This window comes from Bartonella queenslandensis (assembly GCF_018155095.1).
Lineage (GTDB): Bacteria > Pseudomonadota > Alphaproteobacteria > Rhizobiales > Rhizobiaceae > Bartonella > Bartonella queenslandensis_B.
Genome location: NZ_NAAI01000001.1, coordinates 210902 through 226316, shown reverse-complemented (window position 1 = coordinate 226316; position 15415 = coordinate 210902). Strand labels below are relative to the sequence as shown.

The window sequence follows — 15415 nt, the reverse complement described above, 5'->3', positions numbered from 1 at the left end:
ATCTTTTTAGATACCCCCCCTGCTCATTGAAACAGTTTAACTATTTTAAGTAAAAAAGGGACCTCACGAGAGGATAATCTTTGCTCTATTATCACTCATACGCAAAAAATCTGAGAAATGCTGATTTCTTAAGGGAAAAAACAAGAAATAGAATAGTTTTATAAAGGAAATGGCACTGCACGCAATACATCGCATACTAACTTTTGACTAGTATAAAAGATCGACGAATCAAATTAAATATGTTTTACAAATAAGCACGAACATTTTGCACCGCACTAGGCTTTATACAGCTGCAGAATATCTCCTTTATTCGACAGCAACTATCGCAGCACCCCTAAAACGACCACACTTTGGAATAACCTCCTACCAAGCTACCCACTCGCAACTAAAGATTCACCATAAACTAAAAAGCACTTTATAACTAAATGCGCTCTAACAAAGTACAATACCTAATAAGCAAAGGGATAAACTCCATAATACGAATAGTCATTTTCTTCAAAAAAATAATAATTTGAGGCCACATTCTAATCCAATCGGCACATTTATGCTATCATAGCGCCCACATGCCGGCAGCATAAATTTGTCATCTAAGAATAGATCCAATGGGATAGATATATCTCTCACAAGAATATTATACTCATAACAATTTGAACCAACGACATCCGCTAAACTAAATTCACCGCTCATATCTCGAAAAGATGACATTTGTAGCACTCTATTCCCGTGATACTGTGCAGACTGAGCACACGTCCTCAGGGTCCAAGTTGTAATTAAGTTCGTACCATTCCGCTCTTTTATAGAGCTAATATTTGAAAATAAATAACCATAACCTTCAGATATAATACGCCCAGATTCAATAATTACCGTAAGCTTATGTAAACCACAACCCAATTATGATAATGCCTCATAAACTTTACGAGAATATTCGTCATTGACCGTCACTGCATCGCAGAACGCCGTGGAAGTTGGATATCCCCACATAGACTGATAAAAACTTATCTGATCCTTCAATGCGTAAAATATCCTTTCCAGCCTTAGTTAAGGTGGATACTATTAACTCAGTCGAGTTCAAATTAGAGCCCACATGCAAATGCACCCCATTAAGCCTAATCCTATTGGATTCTAGCAAAGATAATGTGGCACGTAACTTCGTCGCAGTCATACCAAAACGCGATCTATCCCCGTTTGCCATTACATGGCACAATCACAATGAGATTTTAGGTAATATGTCAAAATGGTGGGCAAGAACGATGATGTCATGTAATTCGATAATATTATCACACTGGACATTTATATGTTTTCTAATAGATAATTCTATCTCTTCTCGAAATTTTACAGGGATATTAAAAAATGTATCTCTACCTTTAAAACCATCTTTTTGCGCTAATGATATTTCATAACCAGACGCAAATTCCAAGTCCCAGCAACATAACAATGATGCCCCGCACGTCCATTAAAATACCCTGCTTTTTCTCGCTCTCAGCGTTCATAGCCCGACCATGTAAAACAGGATACCAATTACAATATCAGGTCATTAAGACTGCAAGAGAAAGTTCTTTTATAAATTAGACATTTTTTTTATCTTTACATTGCCGCTTAAACAAGCGAGCCTGTTCATATATCAAGTTATATGTATAATACATATAACTTCTACAAAAGGAGGATTCATTATGTTCCATGAAAATCTTTGGTAATACACTCGGGCGATTGGATCACTTGTCGCCCGTCAATAATATATTCCGAGTTAAGAAATTGGGGGAGGTAAGCTATGCAACTCGTGGATCATCCTTTTGTGAAGTTCGATCAACTCAAGCCAATTTACAACTTCACATACCCGCTATTTCGCACTATTTCCAATGAATTTTACAATTACCTAGACTTTAATAAGCTAGCGCAGAGTAAGCAGATTCCACAAGCGCGTACCGTTTCTCTTTATTTGCATATTCCCTTTTGTGAAACAATCTGTTCCTTCTGTCCCTTTCAGAAAGGAGCCTACAAGCACGTTAAGCAAATCGAATCTTATATGTCAGCGCTTACCACAGAGATCAGAAACAAAGGAAATTTCATTCGCTCGCTTAGAGGTCCCATCCGCAGCATCTATATAGGGGGCGGCACACCGTCGCTCTTATCTGCAGATAATATCCGCTACATCGGAAAAGTATTGCATGCCGAATTTGATCTCTCTTCCTTAGCCGAGTTTACACTGAAAAGCGAACCGAAGAGCGTCACACGTGATAAACTTTATGCTGCCCGTGAGATCGGCGTTAACGGGATAAGCTTCGGTGACAGAGTTTCATTGAGCGTTTCCGATCATTGTTTAACCTCACCTCAACACGTGAACAAATCAAAAATACCGTGGACTGGTTACAAGAGATAATTGGACATGTCGGTTTCGACCTACTATATGGCATGCACAGTCAGCAAGCTGAAGAACTATTATACGATTTGAAGCAAGCCAGCGAGCTTCACCCTGAGACCATCAACCTCTATGCAATCAACAATCTGGCTATCACGTCGCAACTGCATAAGTCTTACGCACAAAAAGGGCTAAAACCGTCCAGCCTACAACATCGACAGATGCTTCGATTATTTAGCGACATCGTTATGCGCAGCTGCGGCTATGCGCCGTGTAATGGGCATTCCTATATCAAAATTTCCAATAACACTCCCTCTAACGCTCGCTAAAACGAGTTCAATTAATTATTTCCGCTATCACAAATATTTGCATGGTTATCATGAGGATTATGTGGTTGGTTTTGGGGCGTCAGCACAGTCGATTCTCGGCTCACTCGTCACACGAGCCAATCCCAGTCGAAGCGAATATATTACCGACATACAACTTAAAGGCAAATCCAAAGTATACTACAATTGGATATCAGTGGAGCAACAAGCCTCCAAGGCTTTATGTATGCGGCTACCTTATAACGGCTATGCCAAAAAAGAAAGAATTGACTGGACCGCACTCCCCTCTTTCGTATACAATAATCTACAGCAACTTATAGGTGCAGGTCTCATCGCAGAAAGTGATAACGATCTTCAGCTGACTCAGCGTGGTTGGCAATGGTATTCCAATCTTATGTATTTTCTTCTCCCTCAGGAAGACAGGAATATCTTGGACGACTATGTCGCAAACATGCTGAATACAACCGCCGTACTTGATGGACCAGCGGAAATCTGTGTGGCATCTTAAGGAGAACAGAATGTTCACGCTTTTTGCCAACAAAAACATACGCTATTTTTGCCTAACCGTTAGTCTGCTAGCCTTACTCAGCGGTGCTTTGCGCACTGCTATCCCGCTATTAGCAAGACAATCTGGATATGGCGTAGTTGGAGTAAGTTGGGCGCAAGGTCTCTTCTCATTAGCGTGGCCAATTTTCGGCATCCTTGCAGGCACTTTACTTGACCGCTGCGACAAAATAAAACTTGCCACCTCGGCTCTCCTCATCTTCATGCTACTGCATATTGTCCTGTTCATACTACTTATGATATAGATTGCTCCAATTGCTCCAGCCGAACAAATTTTCTTCTATGCAGCCATTGCTGGATTCATCGTCGTTTCTGCCGAAGCTTATATAATAACGATTCCACCACTTATCATGGAGGGGGAGCGATTGATGACCTTCTACTCAATTGTCTTGTTTCTAGATTTCGGGGTCTCCTATTTTTTTGCCCCTGTCATAACAAGCAGCATTTTAGCGCATAGCACACTGCTATTTCTCGGCCTTTTAATCGTGCTTTTTATCACATTGATTTTTACCGCTCGCCGTGCTGTTCCGACATCGCCAGCACTTGATAAAGAAAACATCACTTTCCGTTATATCATTGCCGGCTTTCATTTCATTTTTTCAAATCGGCACCTCACCTCCCTTACATTACTCACATTCTTTCTATCGGTGGTATTTGGAGCATTCCTAACCTCATTTATCTTCTTCGTTACCGACAGCCGGTATCTTGGCCTACATAGCAGCCAATATGGCGTGATGTTTGCAGCCTACGCGCTTGGAACAATGGCAGGTGCCCTATTTGCGCCGCGTATACGCTATGCACCGGTGCGCCTAGCTGTTCTCACTGACGGTTTAGGAACGGTTGTCTTGCTGCTGATTCCAGCCTTTTCAAAAAGTGCTATCGTCGTATGGGGCGTCACCTTTATTGCTGGCGTTGGAGCAAGCTTATGGTTTATTGGTGTTACCGCCTTTAGGCAGCGCCACACACCAAAACAACTTCTCGGACGAGCTAATTCTGCTTTTCGGGTGATAGGCTATGCTGGAACGCCGGTCGGAAGCTTTTTGGTCGGCGTCCTTGGTTCTTTTATATCATTGCAATTTGCTGTCACCTTTATCGCTGGACTACTATTGGTGGCTATCGCGATAACACTTCCATTTCTTTGGCAGGCTGATCATATAGACACACCCACCCCTGCCACAAGGTAACAGCTGCTTTTTAAAAAAGACACGGTCGAAAAAGGCACACATACCCTATTACGCAATCGATTGATCTGTTCTTTGGACGAGAAAATTATCACCATAATGGCTGATAGAGCCAGCGGCACTACAGAAGCAGCCAAACAAGCGCTAAAGACAAAACAACCCCTTTACGTTGCATTGGGCAATGATCTCAACGCCTATATGAAGGGTGCAGAGAGCTTATAGCGTACAAAATGCAATTCTTAACCAACAACTCCGCCTTAGCAATACCTCCTTATACTTCAGTTAATCTGTCGTCCAACTATTATACTCATCTTCGCGCTTCTCCATTACGCTTAGTATAAAATATATCTATGAATATTTCTTTTGTACGTCGCAATTCCTTTTATCCTATTTATTTCTGTATCCTCTGCAAATTCACTTTCATGCAAAGTGTCGTATAAGCTGTTCTCTTTATTTTTTAAAGTTTCTTGTGCTTATTTTATTTCTTTTCGCTTACACAAGTCAGCTCGATCAATTCGCATTACCACATTTGGACATTTTGCTTTTTTTGCTTTGCAAGAGCAATAATTTCGCGCTCTAAGTTGGCGCGCTGTTTCGCATAATTAAAAACGGCATTTTTCTATTTCTTCTTGTGCATATTATGGCACTTACAAATATTATCGGCAAGCTTATCAATTGGCACAAGTCCACAAAAAATGTCTATCTTTTGGCATTGACATATTTCTGACAAATCAAGGACCTGAATCTCCAATTTGACAACATATCATCACGGGTAAATTTAAAATTGCTTCACGTGTGGCATAACCAAATACAATCTAGAAAAAAACTCAATAATGACGGTGTCTGCCAACTATATGCCTAAGCTTGTTGTTACTATAAGCCTACTGCGTGCCAAGCTTACGGGTTCGCATCTTATGTCTCATCATAAGGTGCATTTGCACACTCAAAAGCAGAAATTCTCTATTCCATTGAAAATAAAGTAATAAATCTAAAAAATACCTTCTTAGACAAGATCTCTGCTCATTAAGAAACTTGGGCTTTTTTAGAAAAAAGAGAGAAAAATTCACCGTCTCAAGAGTCTTAGCTACGTTATCGATCATATGCAAAAAAGGCTGAGAAGCGTGGATTTCTTAAAGAAACAAAATAGTTGTACAAAGAAAAATGGTACGGTTGGTGGGATTTGAACCTACGACCTCTGGTGCCACAAACCAGCGCTCTAACCAACTGAGCTACAACCGCATAAAAAGCAAATGTATCATAACTGTTTACAATTTTGTAAACATTTATTCTTTGCTTATGTGACATAAGGAAGATCAACAAAGTTTGCAAGCCCCTTAAAAAAAATCTTGCAATTTTTTGTGAAGAAAAAATGTTTTTTACAAAGGAAATTTTGCCCAATGCTCAAGACTCTGATCACGATAGGCTTTTATGCTATCAACACCCTCATGTTGCATCATCTGCAAAATCTCTTTCAGAATAGTTATGGCAAGATTTGGGCCTTCATAAACCATCCCACTATATAATTGAATTAAATCTGCACCGGCTTTTACTTTTTCCAAAGCAGTTTGTGCGTCCTTTACACCGCCAACGCCGATAATTGCAATTTCCTTCCCTAACTTTTGGCGCATTTTTGCGAGCACAATGGTAGAACGCTCAAAAAGAGGACGCCCAGAAAGCCCACCCTCTTCATTGCTGAAATGGCTATTGGTAAGACCTTGGCGTGAAAGAGTCGTATTGGAAACAATGAGTCCATCAAAATCAGATAGTTTTATTTCTTCCGCAATATCATCCAATTCTTTCTCTGACAAATCTGAAGCAATTTTTAAAAAAATGGGAATGAAGAATTTATGCTTTTTCTCTTGCTCCTTTCGTGCTTGCGAAATGGCTTCTAACAAAAGATGCAAACTATCACGAGCCTGTAAATCGCGCAAACCTGGCGTATTAGGAGAGGAAATATTAATCGTAAAATAATCAGCAACATCATAAAAATGAGCAATACCAACCGTATAATCGTCAATCTTATCAACTGTATCCTTATTGGCTCCAATGTTGACTCCTACAACACCAGTTTTTTTACACACGTGCAGTCTGTTGTAAACAACTTGATGCCCATCATTATTAAAACCCATTCTATTAATAATTGCTTCATCTTCTTTTAAACGAAAAAGCCGTGGTTTAGGATTTCCAATCTGAGGCTTTGGTGTCACTGTCCCAATTTCAGTAAAACCAAATCCTAAACGCAAAATTTCATCAACAACCTCTGCATTTTTATCAAATCCCGCTGCAAGACCAATAAAATTTTTAAACTCAAGCCCTGCAAGAGTTACACACAATCGTTTATCGACAACCTTTTGACAACCGTTTAATCCACTTTTCAATCCAACAATCGCTAAACGGTGCGCATGCTCTGGATCTAACATAAATAAAGCAGAACGGCCAATACAACGAAAAAAACTCATCAATCCTTCTCCACAATATAAAAATGATCCATCACACCTCACATACATCTTTTAATACAAAATATCCTCAACAAAGGGAGCATATTATTCAAAAATCCCCCCTTCTATTAAGAATAGTGCATCACATCATCATTCATGTGGATTTTTATGCTCCTCCCTGAATAGAAAAATTTATTCTTGAAAAAACGTTTCTCTTTTTCACAATTGTTCAGATAGTCAAATATGTCTGTAAATCCTCAATCTTATAAAATGTAAAATGCCTGTATGAATTGAGACATCAATGGCTCTTCATCACACCATGATTTTAATGATCTTATCTCTTGCAAACAAGTTCATAACGTCTTTAAAAAGGCAAGAAAATTATCTCTATTCCCAAGATTCTTTTATGTAATTACAGTTGCTTTGTGTAATGTTGTGTTCCAAAAAAACAAAGCTTGCTCTATAAAGCTGTTTTCCCTCATAAATTTATAGAATACACGGCTTGTAAAATTATCTACATTCATGCCATTGTTAAACCATTTACATCAGTAACATGGTTTATATTGTGTTAATAAAATTTTGAAAAATCTGCATTATCACTATTGCTGATGCGGCTCAATACAGTTTGCATCTAGAGATTCTCTGTCTAACATACAGCTCAAGTAATCAAAGTTGATCATTAAACTCATATTTATCACACCAGCGACTCGTAAACCAAAACGGTCTTGCAAACTCTATCGTTCTGCTATCTATAAAATGATACAATCTCTCAACCAATGAAAATGTGATTTCTTGCATCAAAATGATGATTGCTTTCAAATCTGTGGTACTGTGTAAAAATCTTTTTTTTAAATGTTATCATAAAAATGTCGAAGAAATTATATAATTTTTCGTTGAAAAAAAACAGATACAATTTTTATCAAAAAAGCTGTTTTCTACGAAATAGATATACATTCCTATAGATTCCATAGAGCTATTGATTAAGCCTCATAAAGTTCTTGGAAAATAATATGAATGTTGTAGTATACTCCTAAAAATAAAATCTGCCCTTTCCTTTTTCATCAAAAGCGGTAAGTAGATTACCGTATATCGCTTACATTAAAGGGGAAACCGCAATGTTTAAAGAATTCAAAGAATTTGCCCTAAAAGGTAATATGATTGATCTTGCTATCGGTGTGATTATCGGAGGCGCTTTTGGTAGCTTAGTCAACTCAATTGTCAATGATATTTTTATGCCAATCATTGGACTTATTACAGGTGGAATTGATTTTTCAAATATGTTTATTCAACTTGCTGGCGAAAAACAAGCGACAGTGAGTGCCGCCAAAGCAGCTGGAGCAACCATTAGCTATGGGCACTTTATCACCTTACTGATCAATTTCCTCATTATTGCTTGGGTTCTTTTTTTCTTTGTTAAAGCTATGAATAAAATGCGTAGAAAAGAAGAAGGAGAAAGCCCCAAAAAAATCTCTTCAGAAGAACAAATTTTAACAGAAATTAGAGATCTCTTAGCTAAGAAAAAGTAAATTCTATGCAAGATTTACATCATGGAACATGAGGAAAAAACATTTCCACAGTTGTTCCGTGATTAGGTTTTGAGAATAATAAAAATTCTCCCCCACTTTCTTCCACCATTGCCTTACTCATTGGGAGTCCTAAGCCTGTTCCCATAAAAGCACTGTCACCAGATCGTCCATCTTTGCGCTCTACTTGACCATAAGGTTGTAGTGCCTGTATAATTTCCTCTTCGCTCATCCCTATGCCATTATCACTCACGGAAATTTTTACGCGTTCTTTTCTATAAGAAACATGAACAATAATCTGTCCACCCAAGGGGGTAAAACGAATGGCATTGGAAAGAAGATTCCATATAATCTGGCGAAACATTTGTTGTGATACAGGAATAAATGGAACATGCGGTGGAGCAACAATGCGCATAATAATACCGTTATGATTGGCTTGAGTTTCAAGAAAAGCTATCGTCGCACGTAAACAAGATATCACATCAAATGTTTCAGAAATAAGAGAAGAATCAATCTGATTATTTGGATTAGAATAATTTACTTTCGAACATTCTAGTAATTCATTAATGAGCGATAATATATGTTTTCCAGATGAGATAATATCGTGTAAATATCCGTGGTAACGCTCATTTTCTATCAAACCAAAACGGCCTTCTCTCATAATCTCCGCAAAACCAATAAGAGCATTCAAAGGTGTTCGTATTTCATGAACAACTTCAACGATTTTATTCTCTTCCGCTTTTTTTTCTCCTAATGAAACTGTTTTTGTCCTATCACGCAACATAACAGCATAATTGCCTTGCTGTGCCAAAAATACAATCGTTATCAAAACGGTTATATTTTTATGACTTTTCGTCATTAAATCAGCTGCTTCGCTACGATTTAAAACCTGACTTTCCCCATTCATACGGATTAATTTAAAATATTGTTCAACCAAAAATCGGCTTTGCAAAGTAAATAATGAAGAGAGTGACTGTCCTCGTAGTTCATTTATTTCATAACCCATTAGTGCTAAAGCTGCACTACTTGCCGATTGAATAAACCCCTGTTCATCTAACCATAAAACACCATCTGTTGCTGTTTCCAACAACGATAAAACCGCAGCGGGTTCTTTTGTGAGAGCTTGCTCTATAGCATTTACCGGCAATGTTTGTGGATATGGTAATTGAATAGCAGTTTCTTCAGCAAAATTCTCTTCTTTTACCGATGAATTCAATTCATCACGTAATTGCTCTGCAATCTCATGAAAAGCTGAGCCTTCTATCTCTGTAAGACACGGCATTTCCGTCTTCAGCTTTTTATCTCTTTGTTCTTGAACTTTTTCTCGTATTTTTAAAACACCAAAGCCACAAAACCCTTTAAGCTGCTTTTTAACATCAAAAATTGGCACAGCCGATAATTCAACATCAAGCCATTGTGAGCAACCATCAACAGGCCATTGAACAATTTCTTTACTCCACGGCATAGCTGCTTCAATAAAATGATTGAGATACCGATATCGATCATCATTAAATTGATGAGCAAGCTCATGAAAACTACATCCTAAAATAGAGGAAGAGAGAGGCCCGACAACTTCAGCTAGCTCTTTTGAAACTTCACAAAATAAACCATTGTGATCGATTTTCCACGTAAAAGGCCGTGGCAAAAGCTCTGGTATAAAACAAAAAGCTTCTTGCTTACATTTTAATTCATTTGCTCTAAACTCATCTTCTTTTAATGACATAACTAAAACTAAAAAAGTATTGGATTGACTCTCAAACGAATAATGTTAATTTATTTACAAATACCTGCTCTCGTTTAAATAACTTGATATCTCATTATCAATTATCTGTAGCAAAATTTTGTCTGTTTCATCAACAAAACAAGAGTAAAAAGAATCCTCCAGCGCTATTGCTTATTCACCTATTATTGTAAAAAAGCTTATTACAATAATAGAAACATACCCCTCACATAAAACAGTATTCCTAGAAGAATATACTTATTTTTCGCATTCATACGCCTGCCCTTAAAAGAGATATTTGGTTCCAATTTTATTTTATGACAGCATCCAAAATATATAAAGGCCTCCATAAAGGATATTAAAGCATTCGTCCTTGCCATTTTTATATTCCTGAACGAATTCGCTCGTACCCTCATTATATAATGACACCCTATTCTTCGTAAGAATTGTAACCCAGTAAGCAAGATTGCTAAAAATAAAAAATATACTACCGTATTATTTGACCAAAGAATCTTCTCGCAATAAGAAAATATCCACTCTCATATATAAAGATTTATTTTATTTATTCACATTTAAAATTATCTAGAAATGTTAAAAACATCTTCACCCTTTCGGATAAGCTTGTTCTCCTCATGAATAATCAAAAGATTGCCTTATAACTCTCCACTCAATTTTTTAATATTACTCTTAAAAAAATAAATAGATGGTCACATCTGCTTTGAAAAATAAAATATGTATTCGCTATTTCAATAATGACTGTCAAACATTTTAAAAACACATATTTTTAAATATGCTTTTTTAAATGTGCCTATTTATTTTCTTTCATTGAGCAGAATTTCACGTTTTCCAACGTGATTAGCAGCTCCCACAATACCTTGTTCTTCCATCTTCTCAACGAGAGAAGCAGCTTTATTATAGCCGATTGAAAGTCGGCGCTGAATATAAGATGTTGAACATTTTTTATCACGCATAACAATCTTTACAGCTTGATTATAAAGCCTCTCACCCTCTTCATCAAAATCTTCTTCCTCAAAAACTTCAGACGTTGAATCAACGGAAGCATCCTCATTGTTTTCGCCTTCATTATCAGTGACGGTCGCTAAATAATCAGGTTTCCCTTGCATTTTAAGATGTGCAACGACGGATTCAACTTCTTCATCAGAGACAAAAGGTCCATGAACGCGCACAATACGCCCCCCCCCTGCCATATGAAGCATATCTCCTTGACCTAAAAGTGTTTCAGCCCCCTGTTCACCTAAAATCGTACGACTATCAATTTTTGATGTAACCTGAAAAGAAATGCGAGTAGGAAAGTTGGCTTTAATTGTCCCTGTGATAACATCAACAGAAGGACGCTGCGTTGCCATAATAAGATGGATACCTGCCGCACGCGCCATTTGCGCTAAGCGCTGAATGGCATTCTCAATTTCTTTCCCTGCCACCATCATGAGATCAGCCATCTCGTCAACAATCACGACAATATAAGGAAGCTGTGTGAGATCCATGGCTTCTTCATGATAAAGCATTTCCCCTGTTTCTTTATCAAAACCCGACTGCACAGTACACATGATCGTTTCGCCTTTTTGAGCCGCAAGTGCAACACGTGCATTAAAACCATCAATATTACGCACACCTAACTTAGCCATTTTGCGATAACGTTCTTCCATTTCTCGAACTGCCCATTTTAAAGCAGTTACCGCTTTTTTAGGATCTGTTACAACAGGTGTTAAAAGATGTGGAATGCCATCATAAACAGAAAGCTCTAACATTTTAGGATCAACCATAATCAAACGACACTGCTGTGGAGTCATCCGATAAAGAATTGACAAAATCATTGTATTAATTGCAACAGATTTTCCTGATCCTGTTGTCCCTGCAACCAATAAATGAGGCATTTTTGCCAATTCTGCAATAACAGGTTCACCATTAATCCCTTTCCCCAAAGCAAGAGCAAGTTTAAATTCACTTTCACGAAAAGAACGCGTTTGGATTAATTCCCGTAAATAAACCGTTTCACGAACAGCATTGGGCAACTCAATCCCAATAACATTACGTCCAGGAATGACAGCAACGCGTGTAGAAATAGCAGACATAGAACGCGCAATATCATCAGAAAGATTAATAACACGCGATGACTTTACACCCGCAGCGGGCTCAAATTCATACATTGTCACTACTGGCCCCGGATGAACATGGATAATTTCACCCTTAATGCCAAAATCTTCCAAAACACTTTCCAAAAGTCCAGCACCACGTTCTAATGTTTCCTGAGAAATCATCGTCCCTTCATGAAAAACAGGTTTTTGTAATAAATTGATCGGAGGAAATTCATAAACATCACTGTCAATAGATTGAATATTTTTCATAAAAGAAGAATTATAATGGCCTAATGATGTGTGGGTAGATTGCAATGTTTTAGTTTTACTGTTTGCTTGCATCACAGACAATTCTTTTGAATTCTTTGTGATATCTTCTGTTATACAGTCGACAGTCTTATAAGCAAGAGTATTATGGGTTTCTTCAGTCTCTATAGTTTCCCCAGTATCACTTAAAGCCTCAGGACCATTTAACAGGTGAGCAGACTCTTCAATAGAAAGTTTAGAATGAGACTCTTTAGACTCCTTCATAGTCTCATTATTCGTATTCATTAAATCAGAAATTTGCTCAACGCCTCTCATCATTTCCGCTGGAGATTCTAATGTCATTGAATCATAGAGCTGCGGAAAGCGGTATTCAAGAACACGATAAAGAGCAGTTATTGACTCATCAAAAGCAGAAGAGGCATCAGGTGTAATTTCATTTGTCGTATCAATTGGTGTGCTATCCTCTTTTGAAATTTGAGTCTCCATATGTTCAAATATCAAAGATCCACACTCAAAAAATGCATCATCGGAAAGGTGCAAAGCAGGCTTTATTTTTTGTGGTACAATTTTCACTTGTAATTCATGCTCTTGTTTATTCTCCTTAAGAGGAATATGGGCTGATGGTATGCTCGTCGTTTTTTGTGACAACTGCTTTAAAACCGTTGAATGACAAACTGAGGTTTTATTCTCTAACGATTGGGGATTAATGACTTTTTTTGGCGATGAAACGTTTGTTGTCTTCTTGTTACCATGTACAATGTCGGTAATTCTTTTCCTATCTTGCTTCGTAAAAATTTTAAATTGTTTTGCAAAAATTGGATCTGCTTCTATACGACGACGTAAAATCTCAACTTCTGGCGTTCGTGTAAAGCGAACATTTTTTCCGAGAGTAAATGCCTTTTTCCACACTTCCGGATAGGGAAATATCTCAGTAATCCTAATAGATAAATCTTCTCTTGAGGCATCTTCCTTACCATCATCAGAAAAAGAAGACGTAGAAATAGATTTTGTTTTCGAATTATGCATGGCACCCAACAAATTTATAGCAATGAGAAAAATGATATTTTCAAAAAGAATTCATAGAAACTATCATATGAAGGTTAATAACTTTTTGCTGATGGTTATTTTTTAATGAAAAAAATAAGGCCCAAATACATATATTCTCTTTTAAGATTTATGAAGTAAATTGCCCAATTTATGGTGCCTATCGCTCGTATTTCATTTATTTTGAAAAAAAACTTCATGATAAAAAGCATCAAGAAAATTGTCTATACTTCTTTTCCCCTCCCATTTTATAAAAACGATTAGTTCCAATAATAAAACCCGTTATAGAAGCATTTTTCTATTTAACACTCCATATTTGATGCGTATAACACAATCTAATTTCTCGTGTTTTCATAAGATTATCCTTGTTATCCTCGTTTAAAAAGGCTTAGACTAAGATGATTATAATTACATAAACACAAATAGAAAAAAGGGAGTAAATTATGTTTAATAAACGGAAATTTTATATCAATGGCCTGTGGGATGATCCAAGTACTCCTTACGATTTTGACGTCATTAATCCATCAACAGAAAAAGCTTGTGCTGTCATTAGCCTTGGAAGCACAAAAGATGCCGATAAAGCAATTAATGCGGCGAAAGAAGCATTTCAAAAATGGAAAACAACCTTACCAAGCGAGCGTCTTGGATTTGTTGAAAAAATTTTAGAGATCTATGAAAAACGTTCCAAAGACATGGCTAAAACCATTTCAATGGAAATGGGAGCACCTATCGATATGGCGCTTAATGCGCAAACCGCAACCGGCAGTTCCCACATTCGCGATTTTATCGAGGCTTATAAAGCGTTTTCATTCCAAGAAACTTTAGTAAAGGGAAATGAGCAAGCAATCCTTCACTACGATCCTATCGGCGTCGTAGGATTAATTACGCCATGGAATTGGCCCATGAATCAGGTAACTCTTAAAGTTATCCCTGCTCTTTTGGCTGGCTGTACCATGGTGCTAAAACCCTCTGAAATTGCACCTCTTTCCGCTATGCTTTTTGCTGAAATTTTAGATGAAGCTGCACTTCCGGCCGGTGTTTTTAATTTAATCAATGGTGATGGTATAACTGTTGGCTCTTACCTCTCAGCACATCCAGATTTAGAAATGATCAGCTTTACTGGTTCAACTAGAGCAGGAAAAAATATTTCTAAAAATGCCAGCGCTACTTTAAAAAGAGTCTGTCTGGAACTTGGAGGGAAAGGCGCAAATATTATCTTTGCTGATGCCGACTCAGATGCTATTCAGCGTGGTGTGCGACATTGCTTTTATAATAGTGGTCAAAGTTGTAATGCACCAACTCGTATGCTTGTGGAACAGAACATCTATGACAAAGCCATCAAAATAGCCAAAGATATTGCAGAAACGACAAAAGTAGGACCAAACTGCCAAGAAGGTAATCATATTGGACCCGTCGTTTCAAAACAACAATACGACAAAGTCCAAGATCTTATTCAATCGGGAATTGATGAAGGAGCAACTCTTGTTGCAGGTGGAACTGGTTTACCTATAGGGATGGAACGCGGTTATTATGTCCGTCCCACAGTCTTTGCTGATGTAAAACCTCATATGCGTATTTTCAAAGAAGAAATCTTTGGTCCAGTTCTCTCGATTCTTTCTTTCAGTACAGAAGAAGAAGCCATCGCTTTAGCAAATGACACTGAGTATGGTCTAACAAACTATATTCAATCGCAAGATCGTAACAAATGTCGTCGTATTGTGGCACAAGTACGATCCGGTATGGTAGAAGTTAATGGACATGGATTACCGGACGGAAGCTACTTTGGAGGTGTAAAATTCTCTGGACGCGCCCGTGAAGGCGGACATTGGGGAATTAAAGAATTTCTCGATAGCAAAGCAATTTCATACTGGTAAAAATCTTATTAAAAACCTAATAGGAA

The 15415-nt window shown here is 37.6% G+C and carries 11 protein-coding genes and 1 tRNA gene; 7 read left to right on the top strand and 5 right to left on the bottom strand.

Annotated features, from left to right (window positions below):
* Positions 1-928: 928 nt before the first annotated feature.
* The gene (locus B5V81_RS09135; protein ID WP_369333983.1) at positions 929-1192 is read right to left on the bottom strand and encodes a hypothetical protein; all 264 of its coding nucleotides are present in this window, start codon (positions 1190-1192) and stop codon (positions 929-931) included.
* A 576-nt stretch (positions 1193-1768) separates the two neighbouring features.
* Between B5V81_RS09135 and B5V81_RS08690 the strand changes: the two genes are divergently transcribed.
* From B5V81_RS08690 to B5V81_RS09015, 5 genes are all read left to right on the top strand, one after another.
* A complete protein-coding gene (locus B5V81_RS08690; RefSeq protein ID WP_244979313.1) occupies positions 1769-2377 on the top strand; it encodes a hypothetical protein in 609 nt (202 codons plus the stop codon).
* A 243-nt stretch (positions 2378-2620) separates the two neighbouring features.
* Complete coding sequence (locus B5V81_RS08685; protein ID WP_244979312.1) at positions 2621-3190, top strand: hypothetical protein; 570 nt, start codon at positions 2621-2623, stop codon at positions 3188-3190.
* 10 nt (positions 3191-3200) lie between these two features.
* Complete coding sequence (locus tag B5V81_RS08680) at positions 3201-3491, top strand: hypothetical protein (RefSeq protein ID WP_244979311.1); 291 nt, start codon at positions 3201-3203, stop codon at positions 3489-3491.
* A 105-nt stretch (positions 3492-3596) separates the two neighbouring features.
* Positions 3597-4430 carry an MFS transporter gene (locus tag B5V81_RS00810; RefSeq protein WP_342356075.1) on the top strand — a complete coding sequence of 278 codons (834 nt, stop codon included), beginning with the start codon at positions 3597-3599 and terminating at the stop codon, positions 4428-4430.
* 60 nt (positions 4431-4490) lie between these two features.
* The gene (locus B5V81_RS09015; RefSeq protein ID WP_342356074.1) at positions 4491-4649 is read left to right on the top strand and encodes a hypothetical protein; all 159 of its coding nucleotides are present in this window, start codon (positions 4491-4493) and stop codon (positions 4647-4649) included.
* Positions 4650-5589: 940 nt separating this feature from the next.
* On the opposite strand, the gene B5V81_RS00805 is transcribed toward B5V81_RS09015, so the two are convergent.
* Both B5V81_RS00805 and B5V81_RS00800 read right to left on the bottom strand, forming a co-directional pair.
* Positions 5590-5666: transfer RNA gene (locus tag B5V81_RS00805), tRNA-His, on the bottom strand.
* 137 nt (positions 5667-5803) lie between these two features.
* The gene (locus B5V81_RS00800) at positions 5804-6886 is read right to left on the bottom strand and encodes a quinone-dependent dihydroorotate dehydrogenase (protein WP_212111247.1); all 1083 of its coding nucleotides are present in this window, start codon (positions 6884-6886) and stop codon (positions 5804-5806) included.
* A gap of 1094 nt (positions 6887-7980) precedes the next feature.
* Between B5V81_RS00800 and mscL the strand changes: the two genes are divergently transcribed.
* Positions 7981-8391 (top strand): large conductance mechanosensitive channel protein MscL, encoded by a 411-nt coding sequence (mscL, locus tag B5V81_RS00795; protein ID WP_212111245.1) that lies wholly within the window; start codon positions 7981-7983, stop codon positions 8389-8391.
* A 19-nt stretch (positions 8392-8410) separates the two neighbouring features.
* Here mscL and B5V81_RS00790 read toward each other — a convergent pair whose 3' ends face one another.
* Together B5V81_RS00790 and B5V81_RS00785 are read right to left on the bottom strand one after the other, a co-directional pair.
* Positions 8411-10111 (bottom strand): PAS domain-containing sensor histidine kinase, encoded by a 1701-nt coding sequence (locus tag B5V81_RS00790; RefSeq protein ID WP_212111244.1) that lies wholly within the window; start codon positions 10109-10111, stop codon positions 8411-8413.
* Between the two features lie 809 nt (positions 10112-10920).
* Positions 10921-13497, bottom strand: coding sequence for a DNA translocase FtsK (locus tag B5V81_RS00785; RefSeq protein ID WP_212111243.1), 2577 nt, complete (start codon positions 13495-13497; stop codon positions 10921-10923).
* Positions 13498-13958: 461 nt separating this feature from the next.
* Here B5V81_RS00785 and B5V81_RS00780 point away from each other — a divergent pair, with 461 nt between their 5' ends.
* Positions 13959-15389, top strand: a complete 1431-nt coding sequence (locus B5V81_RS00780) for an aldehyde dehydrogenase family protein (protein WP_212111242.1) — start codon at positions 13959-13961, stop codon at positions 15387-15389.
* Positions 15390-15415 lie beyond the last annotated feature (26 nt).

Bases quoted from the DNA above. Each gene is read 5' to 3' on its own strand.
- mscL (WP_212111245.1), top strand. From the start codon at position 7,981: ATGTTTAAAGAATTCAAAGAATTTGCCCTAAAAGGTAATATGATTGAT.
- B5V81_RS00785 (WP_212111243.1), bottom strand. From the start codon at position 13,497: ATGCATAATTCGAAAACAAAATCTATTTCTACGTCTTCTTTTTCTGAT.
- B5V81_RS00780 (WP_212111242.1), top strand. From the start codon at position 13,959: ATGTTTAATAAACGGAAATTTTATATCAATGGCCTGTGGGATGATCCA.
- B5V81_RS00810 (WP_342356075.1), top strand. From the start codon at position 3,597: ATGGAGGGGGAGCGATTGATGACCTTCTACTCAATTGTCTTGTTTCTA.
- B5V81_RS08685 (WP_244979312.1), top strand. From the start codon at position 2,621: ATGCGCCGTGTAATGGGCATTCCTATATCAAAATTTCCAATAACACTC.
- B5V81_RS09135 (WP_369333983.1), bottom strand. From the start codon at position 1,192: ATGGCAAACGGGGATAGATCGCGTTTTGGTATGACTGCGACGAAGTTA.
- B5V81_RS08690 (WP_244979313.1), top strand. From the start codon at position 1,769: ATGCAACTCGTGGATCATCCTTTTGTGAAGTTCGATCAACTCAAGCCA.
- B5V81_RS00800 (WP_212111247.1), bottom strand. From the start codon at position 6,886: ATGAGTTTTTTTCGTTGTATTGGCCGTTCTGCTTTATTTATGTTAGAT.
- B5V81_RS00790 (WP_212111244.1), bottom strand. From the start codon at position 10,111: ATGTCATTAAAAGAAGATGAGTTTAGAGCAAATGAATTAAAATGTAAG.
- B5V81_RS08680 (WP_244979311.1), top strand. From the start codon at position 3,201: ATGTTCACGCTTTTTGCCAACAAAAACATACGCTATTTTTGCCTAACC.